Genomic DNA, 15,620 nt, shown 5'->3' with positions numbered 1-15,620 from the left:
GCGCGCTACCCCGGCAGACGGAAGAGCGGTCTCCGCGTCAGGCCCCCGCCGCCTTGTGAATCACCGGCACCGCCGGCGCCCCCTCCCATTCCGAATGGCTCGGGATCGATTCGCCCTTCATCACGATGGTGAGCGGGCGAAGCCGCGCGTAGTCGCCGACCTTGGTGTCGTAGAGGACGGTGGAGAAGGCACCCACGGACACGCCCTCGCCCACCACCACCCGGCCGACCTTCATGATCCGGTCCTCGTAGAGATGGGTCTGGAGCGCCGAAGTCCGGTTGATCACCGAATAGTCGCCGATGGTGACGCAATCGAACTCGGTGATGTCGGTGGTGAGCATGCAGACGCCCCGGCCGACCTTGACCCCGAGCAGGCGCAGCATCCAGGGCAGGAACGGCGTCCCGACCAGATGCTCCAGCAGCACCTTTCCGGCCAGGCCCCAGTACAGCACGGCCACGGCCTCGGTGCGCATGGCCCACCACGACCACATCGGCCGCATGCCGGGCTGGTAGACTCCCATCAGCAGCCATTTCACCCCGATCACGGTAAAGGACTGGATGAAGGCGATGGCGACACTGACGACGACGAAGCTGATGGCCAGACCGGTCCAGTCCTGGGCGAGGATCGCGGGGTAGAAGTAGAAATCGATGGCCGAGATCGCCAGCGTGATGAACAGCATCGGCGAGAACGAGGTCGAGAACGCCTCGAAGATGCCGCGCCGCAGCTTCGGTCCCAGACCCGGCTCGTAGGTCTGAGCGTTGGAGCCGAGATCGACCTTCTGGCGCGAGGGCAGCTTGATCGGAGGCGAGCCGAACCACGTATCCCCCGGCGCCATCAACTCGTTGGCGGGCGGCTTCGACTTGATGCCCACCAGCATGTCGTCGGGAATCACCGCCCCCGGTGGCACTACGGCGTCGTTGCCGACGAAGACGCGTGCGCCGGTGCTCACGGGATGCATGTGCATCCAGCCCCGGCGGATTTCCTCCTCCCCGAACACCACCTCGTCGGCGATGAAGTTGCGCGCGCCGACATCCGCCAGATCGTAGCGCCCGGCGAGGTTGGTGGAGATCTCCGCCCCCTGCCCCATCCGCGCGCCCATCAGCCGGTACCAGGCCCGCATATAGACCGTGGCGAAGAGCGAGGAGAGCGTCTCCAGCGTCACCTCGGCGGCGAGCGCCACCGCCCATTTGCGCAGGTAGAAGCCGCTATGGATCGAGTAGGTGCCCGACGAGACCCGCGGGAGGACGAGCCAGCGGATGCCCGCGATGAGGAGCACCGTGCCCGCCGTCATCAGCATGGCGGTGGGCCAGGTCAGCAGCGGCAGGTACCAATGGTAGTCGATGTCGGTGATGTCGCTGAGCGAGTCGCTGAGCTGGTCGAAGATGTAGAAGGCCGGGAAGATCGGCAGCAGGCCGACGGCCGGGATCGCCGCGAGCAGAAAGGCGTAGACGGCCAGGAACCCGGCGCGCCTACGGGGCGAGGCCTGGGCGGCCTCGGGTAGGTCCGCGGGATCGGCCGTGCCGACCTTGCGGCCGGGCGAGCCGTCCCATTGCTCGGCGCGTCCCACCACCGTGCCGGTGGGAATCGTCGTCAGATCGGCGATCTCGGCGAAATCGCCGATCGTCGTTTCGGGGCCGATGACGCAGGAAGTGCCGATGGCGACATCGGCGCCGATGCTGACGGGGCCGATGACGAGTTCGTTGCCCACCACCTCGGCATTGGCGATGACGAGGCGGCCGCCGAGCGAGGCTCCTTCCCCGACGGTGAGGAGGTCGGGCGCGCCGACCTCGATGTCCGAGATGAGGGCGTCCGCGCCGATCTTCGCGCCCAGCAGGCGCAGGTAGATGGCGATGGCGGGCGAGCCCTGGAGCCATTTCACGTGGACGAGCGGGGTCAACCGCTGCGTCAGCCACCAGCGGTAATAGTAGACGCCCCAGAGCGGGTAACGGCCGGGCTTGGTGCGCCCGAGGATCAGCCATTTGGCGGCCACCGCGATGGAGGCGGTGACGGCGTTGATGCCGATATAGACGAGGAGCAGCACCGCCATCTCGCCGAAGAATCCGAGCGAGCCGCCGGTGAGGAGCAGGTAGGTGACGAAGATGCCGAGCCATTGCGAGGTGGCCAGCGCGATGACGAAAGGCAGGGCGAGGGCCTGCGCGGTTCCGCAGAGGACGCGGCGGAGGAGCGGCGGCGCTACGAATCCGAGGTCGCGCACCGCCATCTGCGTGCCGACGCCGCCGGTGCGCTCGATCAGCGCCTCCGACATGGCCCGGAGGGTGCGCCTCGTATAGACGTCCTGCAGGGTGATGGCGGCCAGCGCGGGCGCCTCGCGCACCGCGCCGACGAAGCGGGCGGCCAGAAGCGAGTGCCCGCCGAGATCGGTGAAGAAGTCGGCCTCGAACGGGATCGGCTGGTTGCCGAACACCTGCTTGGCCGCGGCCAGCATCGCCGCCTCGGTCTCGTTGTCGGGCAGTTCCTGCTCGCCCGACAGGTCGGCGACCGTGAGGGTCGCGATGCGCAGGGCCTTGCGGTCGACCTTGCCTGAGGTGAGGCGGGGCAGCACCTCCACCACCTCGAAATGCCCCGGCACCATGTAGGGCGGCATCTGCTCGGCGAGGGTGTGGCGCAAGGCGGCCTTGTCGAACTCCGTTCCCCGTTCCGGGATCAGGAAGGCGACGAGCCGGTCGACGCCGTCGTCCTGGCGCAAAACCACCGCCGCCTGATTGATGCCGGTCTGCGCCTGGATGCGGGATTCGATTTCGCCGAGCTCCACTCGGAAGCCGCGGATCTTGACCTGGTCGTCGATGCGGCCGTGGAAGACGATCCGCCCCTGCGCATCGAGGGAGACCGCGTCGCCCGAGCGGTAGAGAACCGGATCGGTCCCATCGGAGGCGAACGGGTTGGCGACGAATTTCTCCGCGCTCAGTTCCGGACGCTGGAGATAGCCCTTGGCGACGCCCGGGCCGCCGATGAGGAGTTCGCCCTGCTGGCCGGGCCCGAGCAGTTCCAGTCCCTCGCTCGCGACATAGACGGAGTAGTTCGGGATCGGGCCGCCGATGGTGACGGGCTCGCCCGGCCGCATCTCGGCGGCGGTGGCCACCACCGTGGCCTCGGTCGGCCCGTAGGTGTTGAACAATTGCCGGGAGGCCGTGGCCCAGCGGGCCACCAGGGGCTCGGGCAGGGCCTCGCCGCCCAGGAGCACGAGGCGGACGCTCGGCAGCGTCTGAGACAGCATGGCGAGCAGCGTCGGCACCGTGTCGAGGACGGTGACGCGGTTCTGCGTCAGGATGTCGGGCAGCGCCTCGACATCGCCCATCATCGCCGGGCTCGCGACGAACAGCGTCGCTCCGACGAGGTAGGGAACCCAGATCTCCTCCATGGAGAGATCGAACGCCACCGAGGCGCCCTGGAACACCACGTCGTCGGGCCGCATGCCGTAGAGGGCGTTCCCCGAGCGCAGGAAGTGGCAGATATTGGCGTGGCTGATGACGATGCCCTTGGGCAATCCCGTCGAGCCCGAGGTGTAGATCAGATAGGCCGGATGCGCGGGGGTGAGGCCGGCGCCGCGCGGATCGGGGCGCGGCGCATCCGCCGGCACCTCGGCGAGAAGCGCCTCCGTCGTGAGGGACGGGGTTCCCGTGGGCGCCTGGGGCGCGAGGGCGGTCGAGACCAGGAGCAGCTTGGCTTGCGCGTCGTCGAGGCAGACCGCCACGCGGTCGGCGGGAGCCTCCGCATCGAAGGGGAGCCATGCGGCTCCCGACATCGTGATGCCGATCTGGGCGATCAGCAGGTCGGGGCCGCGTGCCATCCAGAGGCCGACGACGTCGCCGGGGCCGATGCCGCGATGGACGAGGCCACGGGCGATGGCGAGCGCGCGGGCCTCGACCTCCGCATAGGTGAACTTCGGATGACGGCCGGCCGCGTCCCGGCTCGCGCCGTCCACGATGGCCGGATGGTCGGGGCGCAGGCGGGCGCTGTCGGAAAAGATCTCTCCCAGAACCTCGTCCCGGATGAGGTCCGGGCGGCTCTCTCCGCGCAGTACGGCCTTCCGTTCCGGCGCTCCGGCGCCGCTATGCGACCCGATCTCGCCCCGTTCGGCCTTGTCCACAAGCGACTCCGCCCGAGGCCGGGTCGTCTCGGCGAGACTGCTCATCCGATGCTCCGCTGCCGGCCCCGCCGCTGCGAGACCGTCCTTTTGGCCGGGTTAGGCGCCCGGATCGTGCCGAAATCGCGGCGCCCCACTGTGGTCGCGCCCGCTTAGCACGTTTGCCGAGCCGCCTAGAACCGGTCTTCGCGGAGAAAGCGGATCAGGCCCAGCGCCAGCGGGACTGGTCGAGGACGAGGACGCTGCCCTGGCGGATGCCCATCCGGGGGGCCTCGCGGATGCTGGTATAGCCGAGGATCACCAGGATGGCGCGGGCGACCCCGCCATGGGCGACGATGACCGCCGGCCGCTGCAAGTCCGCGATCGCCGGCCTGACCCGGTCCACCAGCATGGCATAGCTCTCGCTATGCTCGCCCGGCGGACGATAGCCCCAGCGGTCCCGGTCGCGTGCCAGGGCGCCCCGGCTGTCGCGCCGGCGGATCTCGGCCCAGGTCGAACCCTCCCAGGTGCCGAAGTTGATCTCCATGAGGCGAGTGTCGACGGCATAGGCCTTCGGCGCGAGATCGAGGCTGGCCCGGAGCACCTCCATCGTCTGTCGCGTGCGCATGAGCGGGCTCGCGACGAACGCGGCCTCGGCAAGGCTGGCCCCCGCCACGGCCTTCAGCCGCTCGGCCACGCTTTCGGCCTGGCCCAGGCCCGTGGCATTGAGAGGCACGTCGCGCTGGCCCTGGAGGCGGCCCTCCGCGTTCCAGTCGGTCTGGCCGTGGCGGATGAAATACACCGTCATGCGCGCCGGCCGTTCGTGGCGGGGCGCCGCGCTTGTCCGGAACGGGCACGGCCGCGGATCGTTGTCGCGCTCAAGGTTGCTCCAGGCGTTACAGGCATCGGCACACTGCTTTCCCGGAGCGGCGGTGCCTTGGTGCGGTGCCCGCGGCATCGATTGAATATCGTATAAGGCGAAATGTGATCATGGCGAAGAAGCGCGGCAAGCGGCATTCGGGCCAATCGGACACCACGAGGGCGCGCAAGCCGAAACCGCTTAGCCCACGTCCGGAATCGGACAAGCCGCCCTCCTCCGCCGCCTGGGCCCGTTCGGCGATGCGCCATGCCAAGCGCGAAAGCCCGGTCGACACGGCCGCCCTCGGCTCCTGCGCGGCAGCCGGCATCGTCACCGTGCAGCCGGGCGAGGCGTTGGATCTGGCCGCGATCGACGCCAATGCCGATGGCGGGCTCGACAAGGAGGCGTCCAAACAGGCGCTCCTCGTGGAGCATGGCCGCATCCAGGCACTGCAGGAGCGGCTCTATGCCGAGCATCGGCGCAGCCTTCTCGTGGTGCTCCAGGCCATCGATACCGGCGGCAAGGACGGCACCATCCGGTCGGTCTTCGAGGGGGTGAACCCGCAAGGGTGTCGGGTGTGGTCGTTCAAGGTCCCGAGCGCGGAGGAGCGCGACCATGATTTCCTCTGGCGCTACCACGCCAAGGTGCCGGGGCGCGGCATGATCGGCGTGTTCAACCGCAGCCATTACGAGGATGTGCTCGTGGTGCGGGTGAAGTCCCTGGAGCCGGAGGGGGTATGGCGACCGCGCTACGACCTCATCAACGATTTCGAACGGATGCTGACCCTGTCGGGCGTCACCGTGCTGAAGTTCTTCCTGCACATCTCGAAGGACGAGCAGAAGGAACGCCTGGAGGCGCGGATCGCCGATCCCGAGAAGCATTGGAAGTTCGATGCGGCCGACCTCGTCGAGCGCCAATCCTGGGACGCCTATCAGGGCGCCTTCACCGATGCCCTGAGCCGTTGCTCCACCCCGCACGCGCCCTGGCACGTGGTGCCGGCCAACCGCAAATGGTACCGCAACCTTCTCGTCGCCCGCACCATCGCCAACACCCTGGAGGCGATGGACCCGCGCTATCCGGACGCTCAGCCGGGCATCGCCAAGCTGACGGTGCCGGATTGACCTGATCCGACCGCACGACGATGGTTCGTGCGTCGGGAGCCGGTGCTTGAGAATGCGCGCATGCTGACCGTCCGCGACGTGGCGGCCTCGGGATACCGCTCCCTGCGGTCCATCCGGTTTCCGGTGGAGGCCCTCTCGGTCTTCATCGGGGCCAATGCCGTCGGCAAGACCAACCTCTACCGGGCGCTCGAACGCCTGCAGGCCGCCGCCGCCGGCACGCTGGTGCGTGATCTCGCGGCGGAGGGCGGGATGGCCTCGGTCGTCTGGGCCGGACCACGCAGCGGCAAGGGGCCGGTGCGGGTGGGATGGTCCGTCGAGCTCGGCGACGAGGCTGCGTCCGTCGCCTACCGATACGAGATCGAGGTCGGTCTGGTGCCCCAGTCGGAGGACGGCCCCAGGGGGGCCGCCTTCCTGCTCGAACCGCAGATCAAGCGGGAGCGGCTCACCGTCCTGTCGGGCCGGCGGCCGGCGGTCATGCTCGAGCGTGACGGGCCTTCCGGCTTCGTGCGCGGCGATGACGGCCGCAAGCGCTCTCTCGGCTCGAGTCTCCTCGCCACGGAAACCGCGCTCGCGGCAGTTCAGGACGCGGTCGCGTTTCCTGAACTGCATCTCGTCCGGCATGCGCTGCTGGATTGGCGCTTCCACCACGATTTCCGCACCGACGCGGCCTCGGCCCTGCGCCGGCCCTGCCTCGCCGTCACCACGCCGACCCTGTCGTCGGACGGATCCGACCTCGCCGCCGTGTTCGCCACCCTCCGGCACATCCGCGAGGACACCGTCGATCTCGATGGGGCCGTGGGCGATGCCTTCCCCGGGGCGCGCCTCGTCATCCCGTCGCCCGGCCGCGAGGCGAGCTTCGGGATGGTCTTCCCCGATTACCCCAAGCGCGTGTTCGAGGCCGCCGAACTGTCGGACGGGACGCTTCGCTATCTCGCCCTCGCCGGGGCCCTCCTCGCCTACCGGCTCCCGCCCTTCATCGCCCTCAATGAGCCGGAGACGAGCCTCCACCCGGACCTGCTCGATCCCCTGGCACGGATGATCGTGACCGCGTCGCGTCGCACACAGGTCTGGCTGGTGACCCATTCGGAGCGGCTGGCCGACGCGATCGAGGAGCAGGGTGGCGTGTCGCCCCGCCGGGTGTTCAAGCGAGACGGGGCGACTTGGATCGACGGGCTCAAGCTGTCGGGAGAGTTTGCGGAAGCCGACGACGCTTGACGGGGGCTCTCATGGCTCAGCCGGTCATGCCCTGTCGCCGTGGTCGGGCCGCAAGCGCCGGAGAGATCCCGGCAGCGACCGCATCATCGCCCCGCCGATCCTGTCGGCATGGCGTTGGTAGAGGATGCCGAGGCCGATCAGGCCGAGACCGATGAGTGACAGGGCGAAGGGGAAGAGCAGCGAGTCCTTGAAGACGCGGTTCGCCAGGTCGCCGAGATAGAGAGCCACGCCGATGGCGCCGAACACCGCGTAGATCCGCCGAGACAGGAAGATGGCGAGACCGATGAGCGCGACGTTCAACAGGGCATAGAGCGCCTTCGCCACCTCGCTGTCGGAGGATTGCCAGGTCAGGGCGCCCCAGAAGGTGAGGATGCCGCAAAGATGGAGCCAGAACGCGTAATCCGTCCGCCTCTGGCGCAGGTCCACCGCCGAGGCGAAGGCGATGAGGGCGAGGCCGAACCAGAGCGAGATCGTCCGGCGGGTTTCCCAGTCGAGATCCGGCCCCGTGGCCCAGAGGCCGATATCCATGGACAGGAACCACAGGGCCACCGCCGCGATCAGGGTGATGAAGCCGAAGCGTGTGGCGCGCAGGGCGATGGCCGAGACCACGAGGGTCGCCGCTTCCATGGGCACCCAGCCGCCCTTGATCCAGGTGAAGACGTCGCGATAGGCGCCCGGCCGGCCCTGCTCGCCCCAGCCCCAGCTCTCCTGCAGGCCGTAGACGGCGAGCGGCGTCATGGCCACGGCGCAGGCGATGAGGAGACCGCCGGGGACCGGCAGGTCGTGCGCGATGCGAAGGTGCCGCCCGGCGGCGACGAAGGCCGCCGCGTAGATCAGGGCGGTGGCGGTGAGAGCCGGTCCGCCCATCATCCCGAAGGCGAGGGTCGAGAACAGGCCCATGGCGCCGATGACCACCAGGGCGCCAGCATACCAGAGCACGTGGGCGAGATCGAAGGAGACGGCCCCTCCCGGCCGTGTGGCATAGAAGGCGGAAAGCGCGCGTGCCTGTTCGGCGGTGATGATCCCGGCGGACGCCGCATCATCGAAAGCGGGACGGGTCTTCATGGCGAGAGAGCCTCGGCGGGACGCGGCCCCGGAGCGGGTCGGTCCCTCGCCTTATCCGCCGGAGCCGGCCGGCGCGGCGCGCTCCCGCACGCGGCCCGCCTCACTCCTTGCTGTCGAGCCTCAGATCCGGCGCGTCCGGGTTCTTCATGCCGACCACGTGGTAGCCGGCATCCACATGGAGGATCTCGCCGGTCATGCCGCGCGACATGTCCGATATCAGGTAGGAGGCGGTCTCGCCGACCTCCTCGATGGTCACCGTCCGCCGCAGGGGCGCGTTGTACTCGTTCCACTTGAGGATGTAGCGGAAGTCGCCGATGCCGGAGGCGGCCAGGGTCTTGATCGGGCCGGCCGAGATCGCGTTGACGCGGATCTTCGAGGGGCCGAGATCGGCGGCTAGATAGCGCACCGAGGCTTCCAGCGCCGCCTTGGCGACGCCCATGACGTTGTAATGCGGCATCCATTTCTCGGCGCCGTAATAGGTCAGGGTGAGGAGCGAGCCGCCATTGGGCATCAGCTTCTCGGCGCGCTGGGCCACCGCCGTGAACGAGTAGCACGAGATCATCAGCGACTTGGTGAAGTTCGCCTCCGAGGTCTCGACGTAGCGTCCCGTCAGCTCGTCCTTGTCGGAGAAGGCGATGCAATGGACGACGAAGTCGATCCCCTGCGGAAAGACGCGGCCGGCTTCCGCGAAGACGGCGTCGATGGAGGCGCCGTCGGTGACGTCGCAATGGCCAACCACATGGGCATCGAGCTCGCGCGCCAGGGGCTCGACCCGCTTCTTCAGGGCATCGCCCTGGTAGCTGAAGGCGAGCTTGGCGCCGTGGGCATGGGCGCTCTTGGCGATGCCCCAGGCGATGGACCGGTTGTTGGCGACACCGAGCACCAGACCGCATTTCCCGGCGAGCAAGCCGCCGACGTGATCGTGTACCGGGTTCGTGTCCGCCATGAGTCACCTGAGCCAGAGGCCGTCGCGCGCCGGAGCGCACCCGTCCGGACCTGGGGGGAAGCGCTCGCGCCGAGGCATCCTTAGCGGAGGTGCGCCGGGGACGGAAGTCCGCGCCTATGCCTGTCCAGAGGCGGTGCGCGCCGCCCGGCGCCCGTTGGCATAGGCGAGGAGGGTTTCGTCCTCGCTCGCCGGCAGCGAGATCGCCGTGGTGGCGAACAGGTCGCCGCGGGTGCCGTCCTTCTTCGGCAGACCCTTGCCCTTGAGGCGGAAGGTCCGGCCCGAACTCGTCATGGCCGGAACGCGCATCTCCACCGCGCCGGTGAGGGTGGGCACGCGGATCGGGCCGCCGAGGATCGCATCTTCGAGGGCCAGATCCACGGAGGTGCGCAGATCCGCCCCCTCCACGGTGAAGCGCGGATGCGGCAGGATGCGGATGGTCAGCAGGGCGTCGCCCGGCGAGGAGCGTGGACCGCCCGGGTTTCCGAGGCCGCGCAGGCGGATGGTCTGCCCGTCCACGACGCCCTTGGGAATCACCACGTCCACGTCGCGTGAGCCCAGCGAGATCCGCAGCTTCTCCTCGCTCGCCACCTGCTCCAGGGTCACGGAGAGTTCGGCCGCGAGATCCTCGCCTTTCATCGGTCCCCTGGCGCCCGGACCGCCACCGGCACCGCCCCGGAACGTGTCGCCGAACAGGTGCGAGAAGATGTCCTCGCCGATCCCGCCGCCACCGGCCCGGCTGCGCGCGGCGCTCTCGAAGTCGAAGCCCGCGGAGCGGGCGCCGCCCGGGCCGCCACCGAAGCCGCCGAACCCATCGAAGCCGGATGGCGCACGAGGCCTGCCGTCGGAGTCGATCTCGCCACGGTCGAACTGGGCGCGCTTGGTCGCGTCGCCGAGGATCTCGTAGGCGCTGTTGGCCTCCGAGAAACGGTCCTTGGCCTTGGCATCGTTCTTGTTGGTGTCTGGGTGGTAGGCCTTGGCGAGCTTGCGATAGGCCTTCTTGATGTCGGCCTCGCTGGCGCCCTTGGCCACACCCAGCACGTCGTAGGGATTGCGCATCGTCTGTTATCGGTCTCGGTGCCGCACGGGGCCGGGCTCATGCCCGCCCCTGTCGAAGTCTTCCGCTATGTGGAATGGATGTTGCTTCTATGCAACGGTCATCCGGCAGGATTCGACGGTTCGATCCACGCGTCAACCCGCCGCCACGCCGGACGATCCCAAAGGCGGCACGATCTTGCCAACAGCCGAGCCGTTCTCGGCGTCAGGCCTTGGCTTTGGCCGTGCGGATACGGGTCAATTCCCATTCGCCCCCCGAAGGCTTGCAGCCGGTACCGCGCACGAAACGACTGCGCGATGGCGCGATGACCGAGGCGAGGAAATCCCGGCAGATCAGGTCGTTGGCGACGTAGGGAAGGCCCGTCGGGTTGACGGAGCCGCGCAGGGACGAATCCGGGTTGTCCCACTTGACCGGACGACCGTTGCCCTGCGGATCGAGGGCCACCGCCAGGGCCGCGTGCGCCCGGCGCCAATCCTCGTCGGACATCTCGCTGCCGAAGCTCTTGGGGCGCTTGTCGATGCTCCCCGTGACCAGGGGCTCGGGGACCGTCACGTCCGGTTCCGACTTGCTCTCGCTCTGGAAGGTGAGGATCGGAATGCCGCAGCCGGCGAGCGACAAGGCCAGGGCCACGCTGCCCGACGTCAGCACCGCCGCGCACCGGGCGCGGGCCAGATGGGGTGCGACGACGGCACGGATGGAGACGGGTTGGGCTTTACTCTCGCTCCGACGCATTACACCTGTTCTCACGACGTGACCCGAACGACGACAAATCGTGTCCCACGTCGGTGCCCCCGACCCGGATCTCACTCACAGGATTACGCCTTGGATCGGTTAAGGATCGATGAGCCGGCCACGCCCGGCAGTGTCTCACCCGCCGCCTCCCCGCTCGGGGCCGGTGGAGACTTCACGCTGTCCACAGACCCCTGGGGACTGTTTTCCGCCTGGATGGGCGAGGCCGAGCGTGCTGAGCCCGAGGATCCCAACGCCATGGCGCTCGCCACGGCCGGCTCCGACGGCCTGCCGGACGTGCGCATGGTGCTGCTCAAGGGCGCCGATGAGCGGGGCTTCGTCTTCTATACCAATGTCGATTCCGCCAAGGGCGAGGAACTGGCGCAGAACCCCCAGGCGGCCCTTGTCCTGCATTGGAAGAGCCTGCGCCGGCAGGTCCGTGCCCGCGGACCCGTGAGCCATGTGTCGATCGAGGAGGCCGACGCCTATTTCGCGAGCCGCCGCCGCGAGAGCCGCCTCGGCGCCCATGCCAGCCGCCAGTCCCGGCCGCTCGCCGACCGCGCCACCCTCGAGGCGGAGGTCGCCGCCCTGTCGGCCCGCTACGAGGACCAGCCGGTGCCGCGCCCGGAGAACTGGACGGGGTTCCGCATCGCCCCGGTCTCCATCGAGTTCTGGCAGGATGGGCCGTTCCGGCTCCACGACCGCGTCCGCTTCACCAGGGACGGCGGTGGCTGGAGTGGGGCGAGGCTCTATCCTTGAGGGATGGAGTTCCGCCGCCAGACAGGCTCCCTCGCGGTGATCGTATCCTGGAGCAATTCCAGTCTTGCTGCGGCGCGGGATCGACCCTGGATTTCCCGGTCGCCGCGGCTTAGACCTTGGCATGGCACGGCGGGATGATCTCGGCTGTCCACCGCGTCCGAATCCTGAGGAACGGCTTTGGCCATATCGAGCAATGAACGCCGCCGCGTCATGCTGCTGACGGGCGGAAGCCGCGGAATCGGCCACGCCACGGTCAAGCGCTTCTCTGCGGCCGGGTGGCGGGTGATCACCTGTTCCCGCCATGCCTTCCCCGAGAATTGCCCCTGGGAGATGGGGCCGGAGGATCACCTCCAGGTCGATCTTTCGGACCCCGAGGATACGATGCGCGGTGTGGCTGAAGTCGCCGGCCGTCTCGCCGACGAGGGCGGCCTGCTCCATGCGCTGGTCAACAATGCCGGCATCTCGCCCAAGGGCTCGAACGGCGAGCGCCTCGGCGCCATCGCCACGGAATTCGGCGACTGGCGCAAGGTGTTCCAGGTCAACGTCTTCGCGCCCCTGCTCCTGGCGCGCGGCCTGTGCGAGGAACTGACCCGCGCCAAGGGCTCCATCGTCAACGTCACCTCGATCGCGGGGTCCCGCGTGCATCCCTTCGCGGGCGCGGCCTACGGCACGTCGAAGGCGGCGCTCGCCGGCCTCACCCGCGAGATGGCCAGCGATTTCGGCCCCCTCGGGGTGCGGGTGAACGCGATCTCGCCCGGCGAGATCGACACGGCGATCCTCTCGCCCGGCACCGACAAGATCGTGGCCGGCATCCCGCAGCGGCGCCTCGGCACGCCCGACGAGGTGGCCAAGGCGATCTACTTCCTCTGCACCGAGGCCTCCTCCTACGTGAACGGCGCCGAGTTGCACATCAACGGCGGCCAGCATGTCTGAACGAGGTGCGCTCTCGGCGCTCCTCGCGGTCTCCGTTCTCGTCGCCTCGCTTCTGAGCGCGCAGCCCGTCCGGGCCGATCCGGTCGTGACGATCCTCGACCTGCCGTTCAGGGCGCGCGCCATGCGCGGCCCCGGCAGCGAGGTGTCCCTGGCGGTGGCGACCTCCGGCCTCCTTCCGCTCGCCCGTCCCAAAGGGTTGAAGGGCGAGGTGGTGGAGGATGTGTCCCTGGCCGTCCTGTGGGGCGACGAGGGCGGTGCCGCCCTGACCCTCGCAGACGGCAAGGTCGCCACCACCCTTCTCGGTGCCGAGGCCATCGACGGGCTCGCGGTCTCCGAGACCCCGCGCGGCGCCGTTGCCGGCACCCGGCGCGCGACCCTCGGTCCGCTCAGTGTGCACCTGTCCGACCCCGTCCGCCCCAATGCCAGCGAGTTCGAGCGCGCCGGGACGCTCACCATCCGCGAGCGCCAGCCGGTGGGGATGAGCGCCGATCCGAAGCCCGTCCCCATCGTGACCACCGCGGTCACCGCCGGTCACGGCGCCGCTTTCGCCCTGCGGCGCCCCATCGCGATCCTCATCGACGGCCGGCCGGTCATCGTGGCGGTGACGGCGCAGGAGGGCGGATCGGCCCTGGTCGTGGTCGGCAAGCCTTCGGCAGAGCTGGGCAAGCCCTCGGCGGAGCCCGGCAAGCCTTCGGCGGAGCCCGGCAAGCCTTCGGCGGAGCCCGGCAAGCCCTCGGCGGAGCCCGGCAAGCCCTCGGCGGAGCCCGGCAAGCCCTCGGCGGAGTCCACCAAATCCCCGGCGGAGCCGGACAAAGCATGGGCCATTCTCGCCCGGAGCCCGGTCCAGGCGGCGGGGCCGGGTGGGCAGTCGCTGACACTCGCGGCGATCGGCGATGTCTCGAAAGCCGGACAACCCCGGATCGCTGCGGTGGCGGCGCCCGACGGGGCGGGCATCCTCCAGCTCTGGGCCTACGAGACCGGAGCCCTGCGACTGGTCGGCGAGGCCACCGGCTACACCACCCTGTCTCCGGGCGAGGCCGGGGCCGACCTGTCGGCCGTTCTCGATGCCGATGGGGACGGTGTGGCCGAACTCGCCTTGCCGGTGGCGGATCGGAGCGCCCTGGCCATCCTGTCCCTGAAGGACGGCATCCGCGAGGTGAAGCGCATCCCCTTGCCCGGCCTTGCCGCCTTCGGCGTCGCGGCAATCGGCCACGGCCCTCGCACACGCCTCCTCGTCGGCCTCGCCGACGGGCGGGTGGCGTTCATCTCTCCGTAACCGAGAAACGTCGAGCCCCATGAGCGAAGCAGCGAGCGAGGACGGTTCCGACGTCCGGCTCTTCCCGGCGCGCCCCTTCCTCGGCGCGTCCATCGCCGTCATCCGCGACGGGCGGGTGTTGCTGGCCGCCAGAGCCAACGAGCCCCTGCGCGGGGTCTGGACGCTTCCCGGTGGGCTGGTGGAGCCCGGCGAGACCCTGGCGCAGGCGGCGCTGCGGGAGCTCGGCGAGGAGGTCGGCGTCTCGGCCGTGGTCGTCCGCTCCCTGACCCCGACGGAGATCATCCTGCGGGCCGAGGATGGCCGCGTGCGCCATCATTACGTCGTCCATCCCCATGCCGCCCTCTGGACCGCCGGCGAGCCGGCCCCCGGCCCCGAGGCCCTGGACGTGCGCTGGGCTCTTCCCGACGAGCTCGCCGATCTCGCCACGACGCCCGGATTGCGGGAGACGGTGGACGAGGCCTTCGCGCAGGTCGCTGGCCAGGGTGGCGATACGGGATCCCGATGAGACCGACGGGCTCCTCGTCTCGACCGGGAAACGGTGTAAACCTGCCCGATGAGGTTCGCGGCGGAGGACGGGGCGTGGCTGTGACGTGGGTGAGGCGATGCCTGTCGCCCGTGCTGATGTTCGCCGCCCTCGCGGTGGGCATGCCCGATCTTGCTTCGGCTCAGCAGCGCGCCAACCCGGCGCGGCCCGCGCAGAAGGCCCCGGAGAAGGACAAGGAGCCCCCTGCCCCCGCCGAGCCGCCGCCCGCTCCCTACGACCGGGACCTGATGCGGCTCTCCGAGATCATCGGCTCCCTCTCCTTCCTGCGCAGCCTCTGCGCGGCGCCGGACGCCGCCGAATGGCCGACCCGGATGAAGGCGTTGATGGAGGCCGAAGGGGTGACGCCGGGGCGGCGGGACCGCCTCGCCGGGGCGTATAACCGCGGCTATCGCGGATATTCCCTCACCTACCGGGCCTGCACGCCATCGGCGACGGAGGCGGCGTCCCGCTATGTCGCGGAGGGAGAACGGCTGTCCCACGCCCTGGCCAGCCGTTTCGGGGGCTGAGGCGGCGATGTGTCTTTTGGGAGACAGGGCACAAGGCTGAAGGAAATTCGTCGCATTCGACCCCCGGCGTTAACCGCTTCGCAATTCTTGGCTTCCCGATGCGCGAAGCTCAGCCTATGTTTCGGTCATCCGCCGAGCCATTCTTCGGCGCAACCGATGTTATCGCCATGCAGATCGACACCGCCCCCGCGCCCTTCGAGGCCGATCTCGACGACAAGCGCGTAGCCCTCGGCTACGTCTCGGAAGCGTTCGCTGAAGGCTGTCTCGACGGGCTCGACGGCGATTGCATGGCGCAGGCCGCCCTGTTCGCCGCCTTCCAGGAACTGGTGATGACCTATGGCGAGGACGCCACCGCGCGTTACGCCGAGGGTTTTCCCGACCGCATCCGCGGGGGCGCCTTCACCACCGCCCCCCAGCATTGAGGCGCGGGACCGGGCCGCACCCGACCCGTTGACGTTTTGCGTGTGATCGATCGAGCCGCCCGGACAGGACCGGGCGGCTCGATGCGTTTCGGGGCCGGGATCGAGCT

At 69.4% G+C, this 15,620-nt stretch carries 14 protein-coding genes; 8 read left to right on the top strand and 6 right to left on the bottom strand.

Going from position 1 to position 15,620, the window contains the following annotated elements; translation table 11 throughout:
• Positions 1-37: 37 nt before the first annotated feature.
• Together A3OM_RS0109095 and A3OM_RS0109090 are read right to left on the bottom strand one after the other, a co-directional pair.
• Positions 38-4,153 carry a Pls/PosA family non-ribosomal peptide synthetase gene (locus A3OM_RS0109095; protein WP_018043437.1) on the bottom strand — a complete coding sequence of 1,372 codons (4,116 nt, stop codon included), beginning with the start codon at positions 4,151-4,153 and terminating at the stop codon, positions 38-40.
• Positions 4,154-4,307: 154 nt separating this feature from the next.
• Entirely contained in the window at positions 4,308-4,892 is a 585-nt protein-coding gene (locus A3OM_RS0109090; protein ID WP_018043436.1) for a histidine phosphatase family protein, read from the bottom strand.
• A 182-nt stretch (positions 4,893-5,074) separates the two neighbouring features.
• Here A3OM_RS0109090 and A3OM_RS0109085 point away from each other — a divergent pair, with 182 nt between their 5' ends.
• Positions 5,075-6,064 (top strand): polyphosphate kinase 2 family protein, encoded by a 990-nt coding sequence (locus tag A3OM_RS0109085; protein WP_018043435.1) that lies wholly within the window; start codon positions 5,075-5,077, stop codon positions 6,062-6,064.
• A gap of 60 nt (positions 6,065-6,124) precedes the next feature.
• Positions 6,125-7,279 carry an AAA family ATPase gene (locus A3OM_RS0109080; RefSeq protein ID WP_018043434.1) on the top strand — a complete coding sequence of 385 codons (1,155 nt, stop codon included), beginning with the start codon at positions 6,125-6,127 and terminating at the stop codon, positions 7,277-7,279.
• A 24-nt stretch (positions 7,280-7,303) separates the two neighbouring features.
• Here A3OM_RS0109080 and A3OM_RS0109075 read toward each other — a convergent pair whose 3' ends face one another.
• The 4 genes from A3OM_RS0109075 to A3OM_RS0109060 all read right to left on the bottom strand — a co-directional run bounded on the left by A3OM_RS0109075 (position 7,304) and on the right by A3OM_RS0109060 (position 11,076).
• Positions 7,304-8,344, bottom strand: a complete 1,041-nt coding sequence (locus A3OM_RS0109075) for a hypothetical protein (protein WP_018043433.1) — start codon at positions 8,342-8,344, stop codon at positions 7,304-7,306.
• A 100-nt stretch (positions 8,345-8,444) separates the two neighbouring features.
• Positions 8,445-9,290 carry an enoyl-ACP reductase FabI gene (fabI, locus tag A3OM_RS0109070; RefSeq protein ID WP_018043432.1) on the bottom strand — a complete coding sequence of 282 codons (846 nt, stop codon included), beginning with the start codon at positions 9,288-9,290 and terminating at the stop codon, positions 8,445-8,447.
• A gap of 114 nt (positions 9,291-9,404) precedes the next feature.
• Complete coding sequence (locus tag A3OM_RS0109065) at positions 9,405-10,346, bottom strand: DnaJ C-terminal domain-containing protein (protein ID WP_018043431.1); 942 nt, start codon at positions 10,344-10,346, stop codon at positions 9,405-9,407.
• 202 nt (positions 10,347-10,548) lie between these two features.
• Positions 10,549-11,076 carry an RT0821/Lpp0805 family surface protein gene (locus A3OM_RS0109060; protein ID WP_018043430.1) on the bottom strand — a complete coding sequence of 176 codons (528 nt, stop codon included), beginning with the start codon at positions 11,074-11,076 and terminating at the stop codon, positions 10,549-10,551.
• A 177-nt stretch (positions 11,077-11,253) separates the two neighbouring features.
• Here A3OM_RS0109060 and pdxH point away from each other — a divergent pair, with 177 nt between their 5' ends.
• From pdxH to A3OM_RS0109030, 6 genes are all read left to right on the top strand, one after another.
• Positions 11,254-11,832, top strand: a complete 579-nt coding sequence (gene pdxH / locus A3OM_RS0109055; RefSeq protein WP_026175871.1) for a pyridoxamine 5'-phosphate oxidase — start codon at positions 11,254-11,256, stop codon at positions 11,830-11,832.
• A gap of 210 nt (positions 11,833-12,042) precedes the next feature.
• Positions 12,043-12,765 carry an SDR family oxidoreductase gene (locus tag A3OM_RS0109050; RefSeq protein ID WP_018043428.1) on the top strand — a complete coding sequence of 241 codons (723 nt, stop codon included), beginning with the start codon at positions 12,043-12,045 and terminating at the stop codon, positions 12,763-12,765.
• Positions 12,758-14,041, top strand: coding sequence for a hypothetical protein (locus A3OM_RS24750; RefSeq protein WP_018043427.1), 1,284 nt, complete (start codon positions 12,758-12,760; stop codon positions 14,039-14,041). Before A3OM_RS0109050 ends, A3OM_RS24750 begins: the two co-directional genes overlap by 8 nt.
• 19 nt (positions 14,042-14,060) lie before the next feature.
• Positions 14,061-14,546, top strand: a complete 486-nt coding sequence (locus tag A3OM_RS0109040; RefSeq protein ID WP_018043426.1) for an NUDIX hydrolase — start codon at positions 14,061-14,063, stop codon at positions 14,544-14,546.
• A 116-nt stretch (positions 14,547-14,662) separates the two neighbouring features.
• A complete protein-coding gene (locus A3OM_RS0109035; RefSeq protein ID WP_085984260.1) occupies positions 14,663-15,091 on the top strand; it encodes a TIGR02301 family protein in 429 nt (142 codons plus the stop codon).
• Between the two features lie 167 nt (positions 15,092-15,258).
• Complete coding sequence (locus A3OM_RS0109030) at positions 15,259-15,513, top strand: hypothetical protein (RefSeq protein WP_026175868.1); 255 nt, start codon at positions 15,259-15,261, stop codon at positions 15,511-15,513.
• Positions 15,514-15,620 lie beyond the last annotated feature (107 nt).

This window comes from Methylobacterium sp. 88A (assembly GCF_000376345.1).
Classification (GTDB): domain Bacteria; phylum Pseudomonadota; class Alphaproteobacteria; order Rhizobiales; family Beijerinckiaceae; genus Methylobacterium; species Methylobacterium bullatum.
Note: the sequence above shows the minus strand (reverse complement) of the source record. Positions and strands in the feature narration are given on the sequence as shown.